At 53.8% G+C, this 18,912-nt stretch carries 14 protein-coding genes and 2 riboswitches; of the genes, 11 read left to right on the top strand and 3 right to left on the bottom strand.

Going from position 1 to position 18,912, the window contains the following annotated elements; genetic code table 11:
* Positions 1-189: 189 nt before the first annotated feature.
* Complete coding sequence (locus NST96_RS17455; protein WP_172921154.1) at positions 190-1,425, top strand: dicarboxylate/amino acid:cation symporter; 1,236 nt, start codon at positions 190-192, stop codon at positions 1,423-1,425.
* The gene (gene dapF, locus NST96_RS17450) at positions 1,422-2,288 is read left to right on the top strand and encodes a diaminopimelate epimerase (RefSeq protein ID WP_003386178.1); all 867 of its coding nucleotides are present in this window, start codon (positions 1,422-1,424) and stop codon (positions 2,286-2,288) included. The genes NST96_RS17455 and dapF overlap by 4 nt, the downstream gene beginning before the upstream one ends.
* A gap of 203 nt (positions 2,289-2,491) precedes the next feature.
* On the opposite strand, the gene NST96_RS17445 is transcribed toward dapF, so the two are convergent.
* From NST96_RS17445 to NST96_RS17435, 3 genes are all read right to left on the bottom strand, one after another.
* The gene (locus NST96_RS17445) at positions 2,492-4,228 is read right to left on the bottom strand and encodes an amidohydrolase (RefSeq protein ID WP_342404265.1); all 1,737 of its coding nucleotides are present in this window, start codon (positions 4,226-4,228) and stop codon (positions 2,492-2,494) included.
* A 15-nt stretch (positions 4,229-4,243) separates the two neighbouring features.
* Positions 4,244-5,389 (bottom strand): spermidine/putrescine ABC transporter substrate-binding protein, encoded by a 1,146-nt coding sequence (locus tag NST96_RS17440; RefSeq protein ID WP_003386176.1) that lies wholly within the window; start codon positions 5,387-5,389, stop codon positions 4,244-4,246.
* 130 nt (positions 5,390-5,519) lie between these two features.
* On the bottom strand, positions 5,520-6,722 hold the full coding sequence (locus NST96_RS17435; RefSeq protein ID WP_003386175.1) for a saccharopine dehydrogenase C-terminal domain-containing protein: 1,203 nt from the start codon (positions 6,720-6,722) through the stop codon (positions 5,520-5,522).
* Positions 6,723-7,349: 627 nt separating this feature from the next.
* Positions 7,350-7,461: riboswitch (SAM riboswitch) on the top strand.
* A 103-nt stretch (positions 7,462-7,564) separates the two neighbouring features.
* Positions 7,565-7,679, top strand: a riboswitch (SAM riboswitch).
* A gap of 85 nt (positions 7,680-7,764) precedes the next feature.
* On the opposite strand from NST96_RS17435, the gene NST96_RS17430 reads away from it, so the two are divergent.
* The 9 genes from NST96_RS17430 to NST96_RS17390 all read left to right on the top strand — a co-directional run bounded on the left by NST96_RS17430 (position 7,765) and on the right by NST96_RS17390 (position 18,870).
* Positions 7,765-9,015 carry a homoserine dehydrogenase gene (locus NST96_RS17430; protein WP_031932960.1) on the top strand — a complete coding sequence of 417 codons (1,251 nt, stop codon included), beginning with the start codon at positions 7,765-7,767 and terminating at the stop codon, positions 9,013-9,015.
* Between the two features lie 101 nt (positions 9,016-9,116).
* On the top strand, positions 9,117-10,610 hold the full coding sequence (gene glpK, locus NST96_RS17425; protein WP_339166250.1) for a glycerol kinase GlpK: 1,494 nt from the start codon (positions 9,117-9,119) through the stop codon (positions 10,608-10,610).
* A gap of 239 nt (positions 10,611-10,849) precedes the next feature.
* On the top strand, positions 10,850-11,926 hold the full coding sequence (locus tag NST96_RS17420; protein WP_003386172.1) for an extracellular solute-binding protein: 1,077 nt from the start codon (positions 10,850-10,852) through the stop codon (positions 11,924-11,926).
* A 12-nt stretch (positions 11,927-11,938) separates the two neighbouring features.
* Positions 11,939-13,066, top strand: coding sequence for an ABC transporter ATP-binding protein (locus NST96_RS17415; protein WP_342404264.1), 1,128 nt, complete (start codon positions 11,939-11,941; stop codon positions 13,064-13,066).
* A complete protein-coding gene (locus tag NST96_RS17410) occupies positions 13,063-14,769 on the top strand; it encodes an iron ABC transporter permease (RefSeq protein WP_003386169.1) in 1,707 nt (568 codons plus the stop codon). The genes NST96_RS17415 and NST96_RS17410 overlap by 4 nt, the downstream gene beginning before the upstream one ends.
* 12 nt (positions 14,770-14,781) lie before the next feature.
* Entirely contained in the window at positions 14,782-15,552 is a 771-nt protein-coding gene (locus tag NST96_RS17405; protein WP_003386167.1) for an HAD-IIA family hydrolase, read from the top strand.
* Between the two features lie 49 nt (positions 15,553-15,601).
* Positions 15,602-16,168 carry a glycerol-3-phosphate responsive antiterminator gene (locus tag NST96_RS17400; protein ID WP_003386166.1) on the top strand — a complete coding sequence of 189 codons (567 nt, stop codon included), beginning with the start codon at positions 15,602-15,604 and terminating at the stop codon, positions 16,166-16,168.
* Between the two features lie 128 nt (positions 16,169-16,296).
* Positions 16,297-18,012 carry a glycerol-3-phosphate dehydrogenase/oxidase gene (locus tag NST96_RS17395; protein ID WP_342404263.1) on the top strand — a complete coding sequence of 572 codons (1,716 nt, stop codon included), beginning with the start codon at positions 16,297-16,299 and terminating at the stop codon, positions 18,010-18,012.
* Positions 18,013-18,054: 42 nt separating this feature from the next.
* A complete protein-coding gene (locus tag NST96_RS17390; RefSeq protein ID WP_003386164.1) occupies positions 18,055-18,870 on the top strand; it encodes a VOC family protein in 816 nt (271 codons plus the stop codon).
* Positions 18,871-18,912: the final 42 nt, after the last annotated feature.

The following is an 18,912-nucleotide window of genomic DNA, read 5'->3' as shown; positions in this document are numbered from 1 at the left end:
ATTCGAGAGAAGTTTTTTTGTCAGTGGAGAAGCTTCAAGTCTTAAAGCGGGTGATAGTGCCACACTTTCCCCTGTTCTCGTACTTTGAACCAACAGGCATTATTTTAGTGAATTTTCAGAAATGTATCGAGCGTTCCTCCATATATTTAAGTAGACAACTCCACACAAGTCCAAAAAGGGGTGAAAATAATGGGGGAATCCGGGAAAAGCCGGGCATGGGAAGCGTATCGGTATCCCATCCTTTTGTTGGTTGCGATCCTCATCGGCGGCGTGATAGGGTGGGTGGCCGGACCGAAGGCAGATGTGCTCAAACCGTTTGGCGACATTTTTATCAATCTGATGTTTACCATTGTCGTGCCGCTGGTCTTTGTCAACATCAGCAGCGCGGTAGCCAGCATCGCAAACTTGAAGCGGCTGGGAAAAATCCTGGGCGTGATGCTGGCAGTCTTTGTCGCTACGGGTATCGTTTCATCTGTGCTGATGATCGTCGGAGTTTCGCTTGTTCCGCCGGCTGATGGTGTTCAAATCGAACTCAAAGCACCGGACGAGCTGAAGCGGCTGCAAACGGGAGAGCAGTTCGTAAACGCCTTTACCGTGCCCAATTTTAGCGATCTGCTGTCGCGGAAAAACATGCTGGCACTCATTGTCTTTTCGATCTTGTTCGGCCTTGCGGTAAGTCTTACCGGAGAAAAAGGGAGGAGGGTAGCAGACGGCCTCTCTCTTTTGTCCGAGGTAATGATCAAGCTGATCAAGCTGCTGATGTACTATGCTCCGATTGGGCTGGGTGCCTACTTTGCCACGCTCGTCGGGGTATTCGGCCCGGAGCTGTTAGGTTCGTACGCCCGGGCGATGTCGGTGTACTATCCGATTGCAATTTTGTATTTCTTCCTGTTCTTCACGTTGTATGCGTATATGGCAGCAGGCAGGGGAGGTCCGGGAAAGTTTTGGCGGGCAGCCGTCTCTCCTGCCGTCACTTCGCTTGCGACATCGAGCAGCGTAGCGACCATTCCAGTCAATCTGGAAGCGACGGCCCGGCTCGGTGTGCCAAAGGACATCCGCGAGATCGTCATCCCGCTCGGAGCCACTGCCCATATGGATGGTTCCTGTCTGAGCGCCATTCTGAAAATTTCATTTCTGTTTGGCTTGTTTCAAATGCCGTTTCACGGGTTTGAGACATACGTGACAGCCATTGTCATCGCTGTTCTGAGCGGTGTGGTCATGTCTGGCGTCCCGGGCGGCGGCTTTATCGGGGAAATGCTGATCGTTACGATGTACGCTTTTCCGCCGGAAGCACTGCCGATCGTCGCGATGATCGGAACGCTGGTCGATCCCCCTGCGACGATGGTGAACGCTACCGGGGATACTGCCGCCAGCATGCTCGTTTCTCGCATCCTCGAGGGCAAAGGGTGGATGAACAAAGCATGAATCCCGGAAATTCCATTGAGATCATGAAAAGGTGCATCCCTTTTGCGAAGATGCATGGCTGCGGCAACGACTTTTTGATTATGGACAATCGGCAGGAAGAATGGGAGGGCAAGGAGCTCGGAGCAATCGCCCGTCGGCTGTGCAATCGGGAAACGGCATTGGGAGCTGACGGATGCATGTGGGTGGAGAAGTCCGACGTTGCCGATTTTTCCATGCGTTACTTCAACGCAGATGGCAGCGAAGGGGAAATGTGCGGGAACGGGGCCAGATGTATTGCCCGTTACGCCTTTGAAAAAGGGATTGCGCCTGCAGCGATGCGGTTTGCTGCCAAAGACGGCCTGTATCATTCTCTTGTGGAAGGTCGATGGGTAGACGTGTACTTTCCGGCAATGGACAGGGCTGACTTTTTCCTGAATCGCCGTTATGAAGCCATGGATGGAGCTCGTCAATACCATTTTGCCGTGGTCGGTGTGCCGCATACGGTCTGGTTTGTCGCGGATACAGAAGAGATGAGTGACGAGCAGGTATCAGCCTGGGGAAAAGCGATCCGGTACGATCACTCGATCTTTCCTGACGGCGTCAATGTGAACTTTGTGCAAATAGCTGACGAAAACAAGCTCAAGATCCGGACGTATGAGAGGGGAGTAGAGCGAGAGACGCTCGCCTGCGGCTCGGGTGCGACGGCCAGCGCAATCACGTCGTCGTTGCTCGGTCTGGTCGCGTCGCCGGTAACAGTCTTGACCAGGGGAGGAGAGCTTAGGGTTTCCTTTCGCCTTGAAAACAATCTGGTCAGAGACATCGTTCTCGGAGGACCGACGAGGTGGGTAGCTTCCGGGTACCTCTTGCCGGAAATGTGGATGTAAGAGGAAGAGCGGTTTATAGATCGAGTTGGGATAACGAACAGGCTGTGACGGTTAAAAAGTTGTTAGAATGACAAACAGACTGCGAAGGTGAAACGAAAAGAAGCATGCTTTCCACCAAGCCGCCAAGCTCTGCTCAGGAAAGAATTTTGCAGAGCGCTCCCGGTCGGCTGCCTGAGGAAAACATGCTTCTTGTTTATCAAACGCTATTTGCCTGCCGGTCCAAATGAGCTGTCGCGATAAACCGGCTTGCCTTCAAATAAGGTGAGCAGAACCTTTGTCTCATTGATCTGGGTCGCCGGGATCTCAAACAGATTTTTCTCCAGGACGACCAGGTCGGCCTTTTTGCCGATCTCGATGGAGCCAGTCTCGTTTTCGAGGAAATTGGCATACGCTCCCTCGATCGTAAAGCTGGCGATCATGTCAGCCAGCGTGGCTCTCTCCTCCGGCCAGAGAATGTCGCCGGGATCGGTAGAACCGTGCTCCGCCCGAGTGACGCCGCGCTCGATGCCATCCAGGGGAGAGAACTCCTGCGTCACCGGATAGTCGCTCGAGGAGGCCATGTGTACCCCGGCGGCAATAAAGCTCTTCATCGGGTATTCGCGGTCAGCCCGTTCCTGACCGAGGTACGGTACCTGGATGTCTTCGTAATAGCCCGGTTCTTTAAAGAACCAGAACGGCTGAGGAACTCCGATCACTCCCAGAGCCTTGAAGCGGCTGATATCCTCCGGCTTGACAAGCTGGAGATGGGTGATGAGATGGCGGGAGTCGCGTTTGCCGTTGCTTTTTTGCACCGCTTCCAGTCCGTCCAGCGCAATCGAAGTGGCCGCATCTCCGATGGAGTGAACATGAACCTGAAAGCCTGATTTGTCGATGGCCGCTGCCATTTGCTTGTAGCTGTCCGGCCTCCAGACAAGCTCGCCAAGTGAATCAATATGTTCGTAAGGCTCGGACAAATAACCTGTGCTGCCTTCGATTACGCCATCCATAAAGATTTTGACACTGTTTGTCTGGTAGAGCGGTCCTTTGTTTTTCTCCCGTTCCTTAATGAACTCCTGGAGCTGTTCCGGCCCTTTTCCGGGATCAGCCAGGAAGGAATTGCGGAAACGCATGGTCAGCTTGTTGTTTTCCTCGGCTTTTTTGTAGGCGGCCAGAACGTTGGGACCGCCGATCATTGGCTCGTGGGCTGTCGTGACACCGCGTTCTGCTGCCATTTCCTGATAGGCCAGGATGCCATCCATATACTGGTCGACAGTAAATTCGGGAACCACGTCGGCGATCAGATCAACGGCTTTTTCGCGGAGCGTCCCCCATGGTTCGCCCGTGGCGTCATCCCGTTCGATTACGCCGCCCTCGGGATTTTTCGTATCCTTGGTAATGCCGGCGAGCTCGAGTGCTTTTGAATTTGCCCATACAGAGTGAACGTCTTCCGAAGTGAGCACGACGGGAATGTCCGAAATGACATCATCGAGCATTTTTTTGCTCGGCCCTTTGCCCGGGATCAGCGGGTTGCTCCAGCCCATACCGGTAATGACTTTGGCATCGGGATGCTTTTTGGCGAATTCGCGCACGGCCTGCAAATATTCATCCACCGATTGCTTGCCGTACAGATCGACAGAATGAATTTGCTTGACCGTTTCGCTGGCGTGAGTGTGACTGTCGAAGAAACCGGGCAGCACCATTTTTCCTTTCAAATCGACGACTTCGGTCTTGGGGCCGGCATATTTCTTCGCATCGGCATCGGTTCCGACAAAAAGGATGCGCCCGTCTTTGACCGCGACGGCTTCTGCCCAGTTGCGGTTTTTGTCCACCGTGTAAACGGCTCCATTTTGCAAAATCAGATCGGCCTGCTCGTCCGCAGGCAGAGGTGCGGCATTTGCGCCATAGCTGACCAGGGAACCGAGCAGCAGCAGGCTTGCCAGAAAACAGGTTGTCCGTTTCACGCGTCATCCACCTTTTTACTCAAGTTTAATTTCCGACCAAATCCGGTCATACTGCTTGGCGGCATCCCCGATGTCCACCATGTATTCCCCTTTTGCCAAGTCCTCCTTCGGCGGATAGACGGCGGGGTCTTCCAAAACGGCCTTGTCGATCAGCTCGTGGGCGGCCAGGTTCGGATTCGCATACGGGTAATGTTTGGAGATTTCGGCGCTGATGTCCGGGCGAAGAATGAAGTTGATGAATGTCTCTGCCGTTTTTTTGTTTGGACTGCCCTTGGGAATGACGAAATTATCCTGCCAAAGCTCCATGCCTTCCTGGGGCAGTATCGTTTTGATCGCCGGATTTTCCTGACGGGCTAGCGAAGCCTCGGCACCGTAGACGATGCCGGCCGCCACCTCGCCGGATACGAGCAGCGTCTTCGGGCTGTCGCTGTCAAAAGCCTTTACGTTGGGCATCAATTGGCTGAGCAGCTCTTTCGATTTTTCCAGTACGGCGGGGTCCGTCTCATTCAGTGACTTGCCCTGCATTTGATTGGCGATGCCGATCATCGAGCGGGCGTCATCGAGTACGACCAGCGATCCCTTCAACTTTGGGTTAAGCAGATCCCGGTAACCGGAAATGGGGATGGAAACCTTGTCCGCATTGACCGCAATCACGACATTTCCCCACATGTACGGCACAGAAAAAGCCCCCTCGGGATCAGAGGAGCGTTTCAAAAACTCCGGACCGACGTTTTTGATGTTGCTGATGCTGGAGTAGTCCAACTTTTCCATCAATTGCTGTTTGCGCATCAAGTCTACCATGTAGTCGCTCGCGACGGCAAGATCATAGCCCGAAGAATTGACAGACAGTTTGGCGAACATTTCCTCGTTCGAGGAGTAGGTGCTGATATTCACCTTTACGCCGTACTCTTTTTCAAATGCCTCCAGAACACTTGGCGGGATGTACTCCGACCAGATAAAGAGGTTGAGCGATTTGGACAATCCTGCCTGGCTGTCTCCGCCCGCTTTGGCAGCTTCATTTCCCGACGAGGGAGCGCCATTCCCCTGGACCTGCTGACCCGGCTGGACAGAGCTGCTTCCGCAACCAGTCAATCCGGTCAACAGAACCAGAGCAGCGACTAAGATGAGCATGAACAGGCTTGTCCGCTTTTTCTCCATCATGAGAGGTTTCACCTTCGTTTCATGTAGGATTGATGAATCGGAAGAAACGTACCCGATCTGTATTTAACAAAGATCGGGACAGCGGCAACAGCTGCCAATCCCGATCTTTTTCTATATCTCAAGTTACGTACTACGATATTTGCCTGAGAGGGGCAGTCTTCTCAATCACATCCCAAGTCATGCCGCGAGCCTTTAACCGCTCTAAAAAGGGGAGCGGGTCGATCAGCTCGGGCGGAATGCAGCCGGTCGTGGTCAACAATCCTTCAGCGATCATGTCGACAGCGACGACCGGCGGGATGCCTGTCTGCCAGATCGTTGCTTGAAATTCCGTCTTGTAGTAAACCTCATCGTGATTGGCGATCGTGTAGACGTAAACTTCTTTTCGCTTGTTGTTCTTCTTGCCTTTGACGAGTGCGCCGACGGAGGAGTATCCGTGGATTTTTCCGGCGAGATCGGCCGGTTTCGGCATGGTCGTCACGACTACATCGCGCGGCGCTACCTTGACGCCTTTGACCTCGATCTCTTCGTCGCTGTCCAGTCCCAGATAGCTCAGCACCTTGAGGGTATTCACAAAGTCGGGATGGAGGGCGTACTTGAAGTCCACGTATTTGCACCCTTTTGCGCGGCCAATCGTCTCGCCAAGAGTGGTCGCTTCTTCGTGCTCCACGTTGTAGCAGTCCAGCCAGCCGATCGGCTCGGGGAATTCGAACTCCTCTTTGTTGGCAAAGGGAGTAGGCAAGTATTGTTCACCCTTGTCAGCCGTCCAGAAGTTCGGTTTGGCCAAACACTCCTGAATGGCTGTCTGCGGACTGAAGAAGGAGCAGAAGCCGTCGTAGTCGACGACGGAATTGTCGCCGTCGCGAATCAAAATCTCATCGACTTCGTCCAACTGATCCACAGCGTACCGCGCCGCGATGTTGGAGAAGCCGGGATCGCACCCAAGCCCCATGATTCCGAGAATGCCTGCCGCTTTGAATTTATCGGTCCAGGCTAGCTGCTTGCGGAGCCATTGCGGGCCGCTGGAAGCCGTGTCGATATAATGGGTTTTCGTGTTCAGGCACGCTTTCATCACTTCAAAGTTGTTTTCCGGCAAGCCGATATGCAGCAGTACGTCAATGTCAGTCAAAATAGATTGGACGCTCGATACATCGCGTGCGTCGACACGTTTTACCTGGATTTCCACATCCGTCTCCCGGCGCAGCTCGGCAGCCAGCTCTTCAGCCGGGCCGATCGATATATCTGCCAGCACCAGTTTTTGCAAATACTTCGATTTCACGATTTCACACGCGCTTACTTGTCCTACACCGCCAACTCCTAAAATAGCGACTCGCATAGAGTCCTCCTTCCATTTTTGGAAAACGTTCTATCTTCGCATTCGAAACAGCCATTTCTGCAAATGCAGATCGATCGTAGCAGGAAATACCGCGACTTGTGTCGCAACATCGATTGGTTCACGCGGACGAAGTCTCATCCAAACACCCTCCTTCTGCACACGGGCAGATCATAGTAGAAACCGAAGCTAAGTGGGACGATCGTGGATCAAAACAGGCAGCAGCCTACTCAAAAAAAGCACCTCCTTCCTGCTGAAAAAGTCAGAGTGGAGCGTCTTTTATTCATGTATATTCGACGCACCCGACGTCCCATGCGAATGGAAAAAGGGAATTATACTCTGACTTTTCTGAAAATATATGCAAGAATGATACCAAATGACCGGCTGCTTCCTGTGCAGTATGAAGGAGCATCGGCAGTACCATTATTCTCACTATTGAGAAAGCAAAAACCAAAACAAAGTGCTGGAAATGTCTGTTGGTGCGCCATCACCTGCATGAGAACACCTTATTAAAAATGAGAAACCTTTCTTTTCAAAAATGAAAGGAATTGTCCGAAGATGAAATGTCGGAAATATCTGGTTGACGGCTCAAACCGAATTCCTTACAATGTTGCCAACAGGAAAATACTGTTCTTATCCAGAGAGGCGGAGGGACTGGCCCGATGAAGCCCGGCAACCGTCACGCAGTTTGTGACAAGGTGCCAATTCCTGCAGGACTGATGACAGTCTTGACAGATAAGAAGCGGGAGTACGTCCATTCCGGATGCCAACCTTCTTCTTAACGGGAGAAGGTTTTTTATTTGTATGATCAAATGTTTTTGAGTTATCGCAACTTCATAACTTCTTTCTTATCCAGAGAGGTGGAGGGACTGGCCCGATGAAGCCCGGCAACCGTCACGCAGTTTGTGGCAAGGTGCCAATTCCTGCAAGACAGCAGCAGTATGTCTTGGCAGATGAGAAGGAGGCCCCCTGTAGCTCGCGAGCCTTCTTCTTAAACGGAAGAAGGCCTTTTTTATGTTTGAAATGAGAAAAAGAGGTGGAGTACATGAGTGCAAGTGTGGTAAAAGTAGGATTGCTTGGCGTAGGGACGGTGGGGGGCGGCGTCTTGAAAACGATCCGCTCTCAGCAGCAAAAGCTGTCGGACAGGTTGGGCAGACGTGTCGAGGTGGTCAAGGCGCTGGTCCGCAATGCGGAAAAGCAGCGGTCTGTACCGATTGAGAACAATCTGATCACGACCCGGTTTGAAGAAGTGCTGGCGTCAGACGTGGACATCGTCGTCGAGGTGATGGGCGGCGTCGAGCCGACATACGGCTATGTCCGCGCACTGATTGAAAAGGGCTGTCACATCGTCACCGCGAACAAGGAGCTGCTTGCCAAGCACGGAACGGAGCTGGTGCGGCTAGCCAATCGGCACGGCGTTCAGCTCGCGTACGAGGCCAGCGTAGCCGGAGGGATTCCGATTCTCGGCGTGCTGCGCCAGTTTCTCCGGACTAATGACATCGTATCGGTCAGCGGCATTTTAAACGGGACGACGAATTACATCCTGACGCGGATGGAACAGGAAAAGCTTCCCTACGCCGAAGTGCTGAAGCAGGCGCAGGAGCTGGGCTACGCCGAAGCGGACCCCGCCTCGGACGTAGAGGGCTGGGATGCCTTGTACAAAACGTACATCCTCGCCCAGCTCGTATTTGGTGAATCGCTGCCGCTGCATGCAGCCGAGAGGCAGGGGATTGAAAAGCTGCATCTCGGACAGATCGGCCTCGCCCGCGAATTGGGGTACCGGATCAAGCTGCTGGCCAAGGCTTCCAAGGCCGGGGGCGGTCTACAGCTTTCCGTCCGTCCAACGCTTCTGCCGCTGGATCACCCACTCGCGCAGGTGCAGGATGCCTACAACGCCGTGCAGGTGTCGGGCAATATCGTCGGCGACCTTTTGTTCATGGGCAAAGGGGCAGGCGAGCTTCCGACAGCAAGCGCTGTGGTGGAGGATCTGGCCTATTTGCTGACCCAGCGCTTCACTCCTCAGCCGGTCTGGCAGGAAAGCGAGCCGGCAGGCAATCGGGAAGCCGGGGAGAAGCGGTGCTTTTGCTATCTGGAAAGTAAAGCGTTGCGGGGAACGCCTGATCAAGTCACGCATTTTTTGGATCGGGCAGGAGTTCTCGTGGAAAAACAGCGAATACAATATGACTGGGCGAGCGTCTTGCGCATCGGCATGATTGCCAGCGGTTTTGCAGAGGAGCACAAGAAGGCGCTGCACCGCGATTTCGGCATCAGGGCGGAAGAGTTTCCCGTGTTGTGAGCGGAGACGGCCCAATGCTTCGGGATATAGACCGCATCCGGTTTCACCCCTAATAGAGGAGAAAAAGGGTGCCCGTATCCCGCGGTAGAAGGAGGAAGCTCATGGATACAAAGTATGTGCTCGCAATCGATCAGGGGACGACCAGTTCCCGGGCCATCTTGTTCGACAAGCAAGGAAGCATCGTCGGGATGGCCCAGAAAGAATTTCCCCAGCTCTTTCCCCAGCCAGGATGGGTAGAGCACAATGCCCTGGACATCTGGTCATCGGTCGTCGGCGTAATCGGCGAGGTTTTGGCCAGCCACAATGTTTCGGCGCAGGAAGTGGCAGCCATCGGGATCACCAATCAACGCGAGACGACCGTGGTGTGGAACAAGCATACCGGAGTGCCCATCTATCACGCAATTGTCTGGCAGTCGAGACAGACAGCGGGAATTTGCGAAGAGCTCAAAAGCAAGGGATACGACCCATTGTTTCGGGATACGACCGGTCTGCTGATCGATGCTTACTTTTCGGGCACAAAAGTAAAATGGATTCTCGACCATGTGGAAGGCGCCCGCGCTTTGGCGGAGCAGGGCGACCTCCTGTTCGGAACGATTGACACGTGGCTGATCTGGAAGCTGTCCGGCGGCCGGGCGCATGTGACCGACTATACCAACGCGTCGCGCACACTCATGTACAATATTTTTGATTTGAAGTGGGACGATGAGCTGCTGGCTCTGCTCGATGTCCCGCGTGCGATGCTGCCTGAGGTGAGAAGCAGCTCGGAGGTGTATGCGGTAACCGACAAGGATTTGTTCTTTGGCGTGGAGGTTCCGATCTCGGGGGCTGCAGGAGACCAGCAGGCCGCTTTGTTCGGGCAAGCCTGCTTCGAGCGGGGCATGGCCAAAAATACATACGGCACCGGCTGTTTTTTGCTGATGAACACCGGAGAACAAGCCGTTCGCTCCGAGCATGGCTTGCTGACGACGATCGCCTGGGGGCTTGGCGGAAAAGTGGAGTACGCGCTGGAAGGGAGCATTTTTGTCGCAGGCTCTGCGATCCAATGGCTGCGGGATGGCCTGCGCATGCTCAAAACCTCGGCAGACAGCGAACGCTACGCAACGGCCGTGTCATCCACCGAAGGCGTCTATGTCGTCCCGGCTTTTGTGGGCTTGGGCACTCCTTACTGGAACAGCGAGGTCCGCGGCGCGATTTTTGGACTGACCCGGGGAACCAAAAAAGAGCATTTCATCCGGGCCACACTGGAGTCGCTGGCGTACCAAACCAGAGACGTGGTGGCAGCCATGGAAGCAGATGCCGGCATTCCGCTGAGCAAGCTTCGCGTAGACGGCGGTGCCGTAGCGAATCAGTTCCTGATGCAATTTCAAAGCGATATTCTCGGTGTCACCGTCGAGCGTCCGCGCGTACATGAAACGACGGCGCTCGGTGCCGCCTATTTGGCCGGGTTGGGCATCGGTTTTTGGAAAAGCAAAGAGGAGATTTCGCACAATTGGCAGGTTGAGCGCTCATTCGAGGCGAGACTGGAAGAGACGGAGCGCAGCAGGCTATATGCCGGTTGGCAAAAGGCTGTCCGGGCTGCGGCAGCATTTGTGTAAGCATTTTCATTGACAGTTATTGAAAACTATGGTTATACTTTAGAAAAGTTGATCGTGCAGCACGAAAACATACGGAAATACGGTTAGGCGGAGAAAACGGAGAAAACCCTTACCCGTAAACACATTCCTTTTAAGGGGAGGAGTGTGTTTATATACGTAAGGGTTTTCTTTTTATTCATTATCGTCGAACTATTCGATCAACAGAAAAATGAACACGAATAGAAAGAGGGGTCTGACAAATGGTGAAAAAGTGGCTGAATGTCGTAGCGACCGCGGCGTTGTTGTCGACGGTGGCAGTAGCAGGGTGTTCCTCGGGGGATACGGGCTCATCCAGTACGGGCCAAGGAGAAGCTGGCGGGGGTTCGGGTGCCGCAAAAGAACTGGGTCAAATTGCACTCTACTCGCCTGAGACACCTGATATGACCAAAGAAATTGGTCAGAATTTTGAAAAGGCTTTCAAGGGCTCGACCGTTAACATTCAGTACGCCGGCACCAACGTTCTGGTGAACAAGATGATTGCCGAAAAGGACAATCCGATGGGGGATGTCTGGTATGGCGGAGGCGGTTTCCTGCCGTTTGAGTCGGCGAAGGACAAGGATATTATTACGGCCTATACGCCTGAAGCGATCAAGGATTGGCCGGAAGTGCGCGACGGGATCAAAATCCGCGACAAGGATTGGAAATGGATCGGAGCAGAGGTGTTCGTCCTCGGCTTTGTTTACAATACCGACCTGGTAAAACCGGAAGAAGCGCCGAAAACATGGGACGACCTCTTGGACCCGAAATGGAAAGGCAAGCTCCAAATGCCGAACCCGGCAGCATCCGGAACAGCCACGCTTACGGTTCTGAGCCAACTGATGGAGCGCGGGGAGGAACCAGGCTGGGAGTACTTCAAAAAATTGGTCGATCAGATGAGCGCGATGCCTGACTCCGGCTCGGCGCCCGGAAAAGCGGTAGCCAAAGGCGAAGCCCATGTCGCGATCGCATTTGACTTCATGGCATACGAAATGAAGGCAAAGGGGGAAAAGGTGGACTTTATCGTTCCTGAGAAAACTCCTGTCATCGTCAACCCGGTATCTCTTGTCCAGGATGGACCGAACCCTGACGGCGGCAAAGCGCTGATCGACTACCTGTTGTCCAAGGAAGGACAGCAAACGCTTGCCAACTGGTACCATATCCCGATTTCCAAAGAGGTTGAATCGAAAACGCCGCTCACGCTGGAAAAGGTCATCCCGCATGCACAGGAGCTCGACGTAGATTGGGTCGTGCAAAACTACGACCGCGTACGCAACGAATGGCGGCAAAAATTCCAATAAGGAGGTTCTTCCATGGGGTCGGTCAGAATTGAGAACTTGCACAAATCGTTTAACGGAATCGCCGCATTGGAAGACGTCAGTCTGGACATTCGGGAGGGCGAGTTCTTCGCCCTTCTCGGCCCGTCCGGCTGCGGAAAAACGACGACTATGCGCTGCGTGGCCGGGTTTGAAAGTCCCGCATCCGGCAAAATTTTTATCGGGGACCGCGATGTCAGCAACGTCCCCGCCAACCAGCGCAATTGCGGAATGGTTTTTCAAAGCTATGCGCTGTTCCCTCATTTGAATGTATTTGAAAATGTCGCCTACAGCCTGCAGGTGCGCCGTTTCTACCAAGGCGGCTTCGGCACCAAGCTCGCAGTCCTCGGCAATATGCTCAATCGGAAATTGGGCAGGGTGGACAAAGAGACAGAAAAAAAGGTGAGAGATGCACTGGATTTCGTAGAGTTGGGTCATTTGGCCGACAGGCTGCCGGGACAGCTTTCCGGCGGCCAGCAGCAGCGGGTGGCGCTGGCTCGGGCCTTGATCATGGAGCCGGCTGTGCTGTTGATGGATGAACCGCTCTCCAACCTGGACAAAAAGCTGCGCAACAGCATGCGGGTCACGATCCGCCGGATTCAGCAAAAAGTAGGAATTACGACGATCTTTGTCACACACGATCAGGAAGAGGCCATGAGCATGGCTGACCGGGTCGCAGTTATGCAGGGAGGCAAGCTGGTGCAGGTGGACACGCCCACCGCGCTGTACAGCAATCCGGGCTCCACTTTTGTAGCGGATTTCGTAGGCTCGTCCAATATTTTCAAGGGCAAGGTAAAAGGAACGGAGGCAAGCGGTACAGTCATTCAGCTTGAAGGCGGGCAACTGCTCACATCGGCTTTTTCCGCGAAACGTGAAGATGTAGAGGTAATCATTCGCCCTGAAAGCATTCGCCTGGCTGCCGGAGAACCGGTCGATGCAGGTGATAAATCGATAGAGGGTACCATCACCATGTCTACCTACCTTGGACCCAGCATTCGCTATGACGTACAGGTCGGAAACATGCAGATCGAAGTGGACAAGACGTTTGAAGCAGGAACGCCGCTGCTTCCGCCAGGCACAAAGGTCTATCTTTCCATCGATCCTCATCTAGTGGTGATCCTATGAAAAAGCGATTTCTCGAATCATTGAGCGGGTTTACGGTCCTGAAATGGTTTATCTACTTGTTCTTCTTCCTGTTTCTCCTGGTTCCGTTGTTCTCGATTTTGCTCGTCAGCTTTACCGGCCAGCCGATCAACCTGTTCGGCAGCCTGGTCAGCCAAAAAACGCTGGCAAAGACAATCGAGAAGCTGTCCAATGTGTCTCTGGAGGCCTACTCCTCGCTGTTTGAGGGCAAGGGCTACTTTGATGCCCTCCTGAACAGCCTGAAGCTGAGTACCGGAGTAGCACTGCTTGTGACCATCGTTGTCATTCCGATTGCGTACGCCTTTGCGCGGACGAAAATGCCGTTCAAAGGACTTTTTGCCACACTGTGTACAATTCCTCTGGTCGTACCCACGTTTATTTCGTCCTATGCTTTCATGCTGATGTTCGGAAAAACGGGGTGGGTCAATCACATCTACCAAGCATTGGGCGGGGAAGGCGTGCTTTTTGACATCCAGTCGATGCTCGGGATTGTGCTCGTACAGGTCTTCTACTTCTTTCCTTACGCCCTGTGGCCGATGGTGGCAGCCTTCAAGATCAGCGACCTGACCTTGGAAGAAGCGTCGCAAAACCTCGGTGCCCATAGTTGGTACACGTTTATGCGAGTGACCTTGCCGCTGGCGATGCCGGGGATTGTTTCGAGCATGCTGCTGATTTTTACCGTCAGCTTTTCCGACTTCGGGACACCGATTATTTTGGCGCCAAAAGATCTCAACCTGATCGTGGTCGAAGCGTATCGGGAGATGGCCGGCTTCTTCAACTGGGCAGGTTCCGCGGTATTGACCGTCATCATGCTCCTGGTCGCAGCCTTCTTCTTCTGGCTCCAGCGCCTCGTGATCAAGGGAAAGGAATACGGCACGATCTCGGGAAAACCGACTCGCCAAAAAATGAACGATCACAAGGGCGTAGTCTCCGTACTGACCACCTACTCCTTTTTGGTGGTACTGATTCCCGTACTCGGTGTCGCATCCATCTTCCTGTCGTCGCTCGCGACTACATGGGGACGTCACGCATTGCCGGACGGCTATACGCTCAGCCACTATCTGACGATTTTCAGCACGTCGCATAAAAATATTCTAAACAGTCTGGTTCTTGCCGGCGGAGCGCTGGTCCTGAGCGTGGTGATTGCCACCTTCGTCTCCTACTTTGTCGTGCGTCGCAACTCCGGGGGACTTGATTTTATCTCGTCCATTCCGCTGATCGTACCGGGCATCTCGCTGGGAATCGCGCTTATCCAAACGTTTAATACCGCTCCGTTGAAGCTTACGGGAACAGCGATCTTGCTCATCATCGCCTATACGATCAGGCGAATGCCGTACATGATCCGCTCGACGATGAGCTCGATGATGGCGATTCGCAAGGATATCGAAGAGGCAGCGGTAAATATGGGGGCATCCAACCTGCTCGCCGCCGTGACCGTGATCGGACCGCTGATGCTGCCCGGCATTGCAGCGGGTGCTATCCTCGTATTCGTAACGGTGATCAAGGAAACGAGCATTTCCCTGCTTCTGGCCCCGACAGATTGGGCGCCGATGAGCCTGGCGGTATTCCAAAACCTGCTGCGGGGTGAATACTACACCGCGTCAGCGATGGCGATTCTGATCATTGCGATCGTCATTGTCCTGCAGTACCTGGCGAAAAAATTGACCAAGGATCAACTGTACTAAGGAGGAAAGGCAGTGAAGGGGTTTATCTTCGACCTCGACGGTACGGTGTATCTCGGAGACCGCCTGATCGAGGGAGCAGCAGAAGCGATTCAGGAACTAAGGAACCGCGGGGACAAGGTCGTGTTTCTGTCCAACAAACCGATCGCGACCCGTCAATCCTACGCGGAAAAGCTGACCAAAATGGGAATTCCCACCACAGTGGAGGATGTGCTGAACTCATCCTTGATCGCAGCCAGATACCTTCAGCAAGTGATGACTCCGACAGATAAAGTACTGGTGATCGGCGAGCAGCCGATTCGAGACGAGCTGCGCGCGCACGGCATACAGATGAGCGAAGACCCGAATGAAGTGTCTTATGTCGTTCTCTCTTGGGATCGCCAGTTCACGTATGACGGATTAAACGACTTGTATCAAGCCGCCATTCGCGGGGCCAAGGTGATCGCGTCCAACCCGGATCGCACCTGCCCGCTGGAGGATGGCCAAATACCCGATACCGGGGCCTTCATCGGGGCACTGGAAGGCGCGACGGGAAGACCGATTGATCTGGTGGTCGGGAAGCCTTCTCCGATAGCAGCCGAAGCGGCCGTACGTCACCTCGGTCTGGACTACCATGCTTGCTACATGGTAGGGGATCGGCTGGAAACGGACATCAAAATGGGGAACGATACAGGCATGAACTCCGTTTTGGTCTTGACCGGAATTTCGACCAGGGAAATGGCCGAGCAAAGCGAATACAATCCGCGGTACATTTTAAACAGTATTAAAGAAATTGTGAATCTTTAGACATGCGATGCTATAATGGGAGCAACCAAGCACCATATGGAGGTAGCGGATGTATCCTATTGTAGATCTGGTCGAGTATGAAACCATTGCTGCCGTCCAATCCGAAGCCGATTTGGATGACGCACTCAGAAGCAATGTCAATATCATCTTTCTGTTGACCGGCTCCATTTTTAACATTCAGGAGCTTGTCGACAGAAGCAAAGCAGCAGGCAAACAGGTGTTTCTGCATATGGAATTTATCGAGGGGATCGCACCGGACAAGAGCGGGGTTGCCTATGTGGCAAGAAACATCGCCCCTACCGGTATTATTTCCACGCGAAGCAACCTGATCCGAGTCGCCAAGGAAATGGATCTGATGGCGATTCAGCGGATATTTTTAATTGACCGAAATGCGGTAGTCAAAGGAATCAGGGTAGTTGAGCAGAGCGCCCCCGATGCTGTCGAGATCATGCCGGGTGTGATGCCCAGAGTCATCCGGGAAATGACCGAGCTCACTCCGCTGCCGATCATCGCGGGCGGCCTGATCGGAACCAGGCAGGAAATCGACGAGGCACTGGCGGCTGGCGCCCTGGCCGTGTCGGTCGGAACAAAAGAATTTTGGTTTTCACCTGAATAGGAAAAAGGGAAGAGATGAGGAGATACCCCTTTGGAAAGACGGCATGTCTGCATGGCAGGCCGATCTTTTCATGGGGGTTTTTTCGTTGATCAAAAACATCCGGCACGAAGCCGGAGAGGAGGCAACCAGTGGGTAACCGATTTTCAGCACGGACCAGACAGGAACTTCTGCAGCAAATGTCCACAGATACGCTTGACCTGCTCGTCATCGGTGGAGGCATTACCGGCGCCGGCATTGTGCTTGATGCGAGCAAACGCGGACTGAAGGTAGGCTTGTTGGAAATGAACGACTTTGGTTCCGGCACGAGCAGCCGGTCGACCAAGCTGATTCACGGAGGTCTGCGGTATTTAAAGCAAGGGGAAGTGCGGCTGGTTCAGGAGGTGGGACGAGAGCGGGCCATTCTGTACAAAAATGCCCCTCATCTGGTGATCCCTGCACCGATGCTTTTGCCGATCTACAAGGGAGGGACCTACGGCTACCTGGCTTCGTCTGTCGGCTTGTACGTGTACGACTGGCTCGCCGGAGTGGCGCGGAAGGAACGGCGCAAGATGCTGGGGAGAAAGGAAACACTCTCGCGGGAGCCGCTGCTCAAAACGGAAGGGTTAAAAGGCGCGGGCCTGTACTTTGAGTACCGGACAGATGACGCCCGCCTGACGCTTGACATCATGAAAACAGCCGTTGGATTGGGCGCAACGGCCGTTAACTACGCGAAGGCTGAACAATTTTTGTACGACAACGGCATGTTGAAGGGGGCGCTCGTCACAGACCGGTTAACAGGCAAGAGCTACCCGATTCATGCCAAATATGTCGTCAATGCGACTGGGCCATGGGTAGATGGCGTACGGCAAGTGGACGGCTCCCTGCAAGGCAAACGGCTCTATTTGACAAAAGGTGTTCACCTGGTCGTATCGGCGGACAGATTGCCGGTCAAGCAGGCCGCCTATTTTGATACGCCGGATGGACGGATGGTTTTTGTCATTCCCAGAGGAAGGATCACGTACATCGGCACAACGGATACGGCCTACGAGCATTCCATTGACCATCCGCGCACGACAGAAGAGGACCGGGATTATTTGCTCCGTGCCGTAAACAGCATGTTCCCGTCCGTCAGGCTGGAGCCGGCAGATGTCCACTCCAATTGGGCCGGGCTTCGTCCGCTCATTTACGAGGAAGGAAAGGGACCGTCGGAATTATCCCGCAAGGATGAAATTTTTCACTCGCCTACCGGATTGATCACCATCGCTGGCGGCAAGCTGACGGGCTTTCGCAAGATGGCGGAAAAAGTGGTCGACACGATCGCCCACAAGCTGAAGGAGAATGAAGGCAAGGAGTACCCGGCTTGCTCCACCGACCGCATTGTCATCAGCGGAGGGGAACACCATGGATATGAAAAGTACGGGGATTGGAAAAAAGAGATTCTTCGACAGGGAATCGAGCTGGGAGTAGAAACGGAGATAGCGCAGGAGTGGATCGATACTTTCGGTAGCAACACATTGAGCATTTACAAGCGGATTTCCGAGGGCTCACCCACCCGGGAACAATTGCTGGCGGCACAGATCAAGTATGCAATCGAGGAAGAAATGACCGTCCAGGCCGTTGATTTCCTCCGACTGCGTACGGGATGGACCTATTTTCAACTGCACAAGGCCGAGGAGCTAAGAGAGCTTGTCGTCCGGCTGATGGCACAGGAGCTGGGCTGGAGCGCTGCAGAGGCAGCTCGCCAGAATGCCGAAGCGCAAAACTACCTGCATTCGCTGAAAAATCTCCCGCGAAATGAGCAGGACCTATCCGATCATGTTGGGGAATCAATTGACTTTTCCCAAAAATCAGGTACTATTTTTTGAAACGATCATTATGAGGACGTTCAAGAAAAGAGGGCGGATAGGATGAAACTTTCGTTTGATCACCTCGTTCACTTTCTTTACAGACCACCCCTGGAGGCTTCTGATCGGCTGAAAAAGGCGGGCTTTCATACAGTAGCGGGGGGACGGCATGAATCGTGGGGGACTTACAACAGCCTCAGCTATTTCGGCTTATCCTACGTGGAGTTTCTCGCCGTAGAATTTCCCGATATTGCCGCGAGTGCAGAGAATCCGCTCGTCCGGCAATTGGTTGCCGAGGCGACAGTCGGCGAAGGAATGGGGCAGCTTGCCTTTCGCACAGATGAGATCGAGCGGTGGGCAGAGCGCTTTGAACAGCGCGGATACCAGGTGACAGGGCCGTTGCCTGGCAGCAGAAAGCGGGAGGACGGCACGTTCATTCAGTGGAAAATGCTTTTTGCCGAGGGGGCCGAAAAGCAGCGCCGCATTCCCTTTCTGATCCAATGGGATGAGTCAGATGAAGCCAGAGTGAATGACTTGACCAGACGAGGGATGATCGCCCCGCATGAAAACGGCTCACAAGAAATCGCATACATTGCGCTTGCTACCGGCAATTTGGACGAAGCGGCCCGCGACTGGCAGGAGTGGCTCGGTCTTGTGGCAGGCGAAGAATTTGCGGACGAACGGCTGCAAGCCAAATGCCGGCGCATCCAATGCGACGGGGCCGATCTGCTGCTCTGTCAACCGATGGGAGCCGGTGTCACCAGGGATGCGTTGTCCACCAGAGGGGAACGTCCCTTTCTCATCCGTTTTGCAGGTCCCGGCTCCAGCGTGCACAGCGCAGGAATTTTCGGCGGCAACTACGAGTGGTCGTCCATTTGATGCGAAAAAGAGCAGTTCCCTGGTTTTCCGCAGGGGACTGCT

Origin of the sequence: Brevibacillus sp. FSL K6-2834, assembly GCF_038592925.1 — a bacterium.
Lineage (GTDB): Bacteria > Bacillota > Bacilli > Brevibacillales > Brevibacillaceae > Brevibacillus > Brevibacillus borstelensis.
Note: the sequence above shows the minus strand (reverse complement) of the source record. Positions and strands in the feature narration are given on the sequence as shown.

Coding starts and splice junctions, on each gene's coding strand:
- NST96_RS17390 (WP_003386164.1), top strand. CDS start 18,055: ATGAAACTTTCGTTTGATCACCTCGTTCACTTTCTTTACAGACCACCC.
- glpK (WP_339166250.1), top strand. CDS start 9,117: ATGGATACAAAGTATGTGCTCGCAATCGATCAGGGGACGACCAGTTCC.
- NST96_RS17420 (WP_003386172.1), top strand. CDS start 10,850: ATGGTGAAAAAGTGGCTGAATGTCGTAGCGACCGCGGCGTTGTTGTCG.
- NST96_RS17430 (WP_031932960.1), top strand. CDS start 7,765: ATGAGTGCAAGTGTGGTAAAAGTAGGATTGCTTGGCGTAGGGACGGTG.
- NST96_RS17410 (WP_003386169.1), top strand. CDS start 13,063: ATGAAAAAGCGATTTCTCGAATCATTGAGCGGGTTTACGGTCCTGAAA.
- dapF (WP_003386178.1), top strand. CDS start 1,422: ATGAATCCCGGAAATTCCATTGAGATCATGAAAAGGTGCATCCCTTTT.
- NST96_RS17455 (WP_172921154.1), top strand. CDS start 190: ATGGGGGAATCCGGGAAAAGCCGGGCATGGGAAGCGTATCGGTATCCC.
- NST96_RS17435 (WP_003386175.1), bottom strand. CDS start 6,722: ATGCGAGTCGCTATTTTAGGAGTTGGCGGTGTAGGACAAGTAAGCGCG.
- NST96_RS17415 (WP_342404264.1), top strand. CDS start 11,939: ATGGGGTCGGTCAGAATTGAGAACTTGCACAAATCGTTTAACGGAATC.
- NST96_RS17400 (WP_003386166.1), top strand. CDS start 15,602: ATGTATCCTATTGTAGATCTGGTCGAGTATGAAACCATTGCTGCCGTC.
- NST96_RS17440 (WP_003386176.1), bottom strand. CDS start 5,389: ATGATGGAGAAAAAGCGGACAAGCCTGTTCATGCTCATCTTAGTCGCT.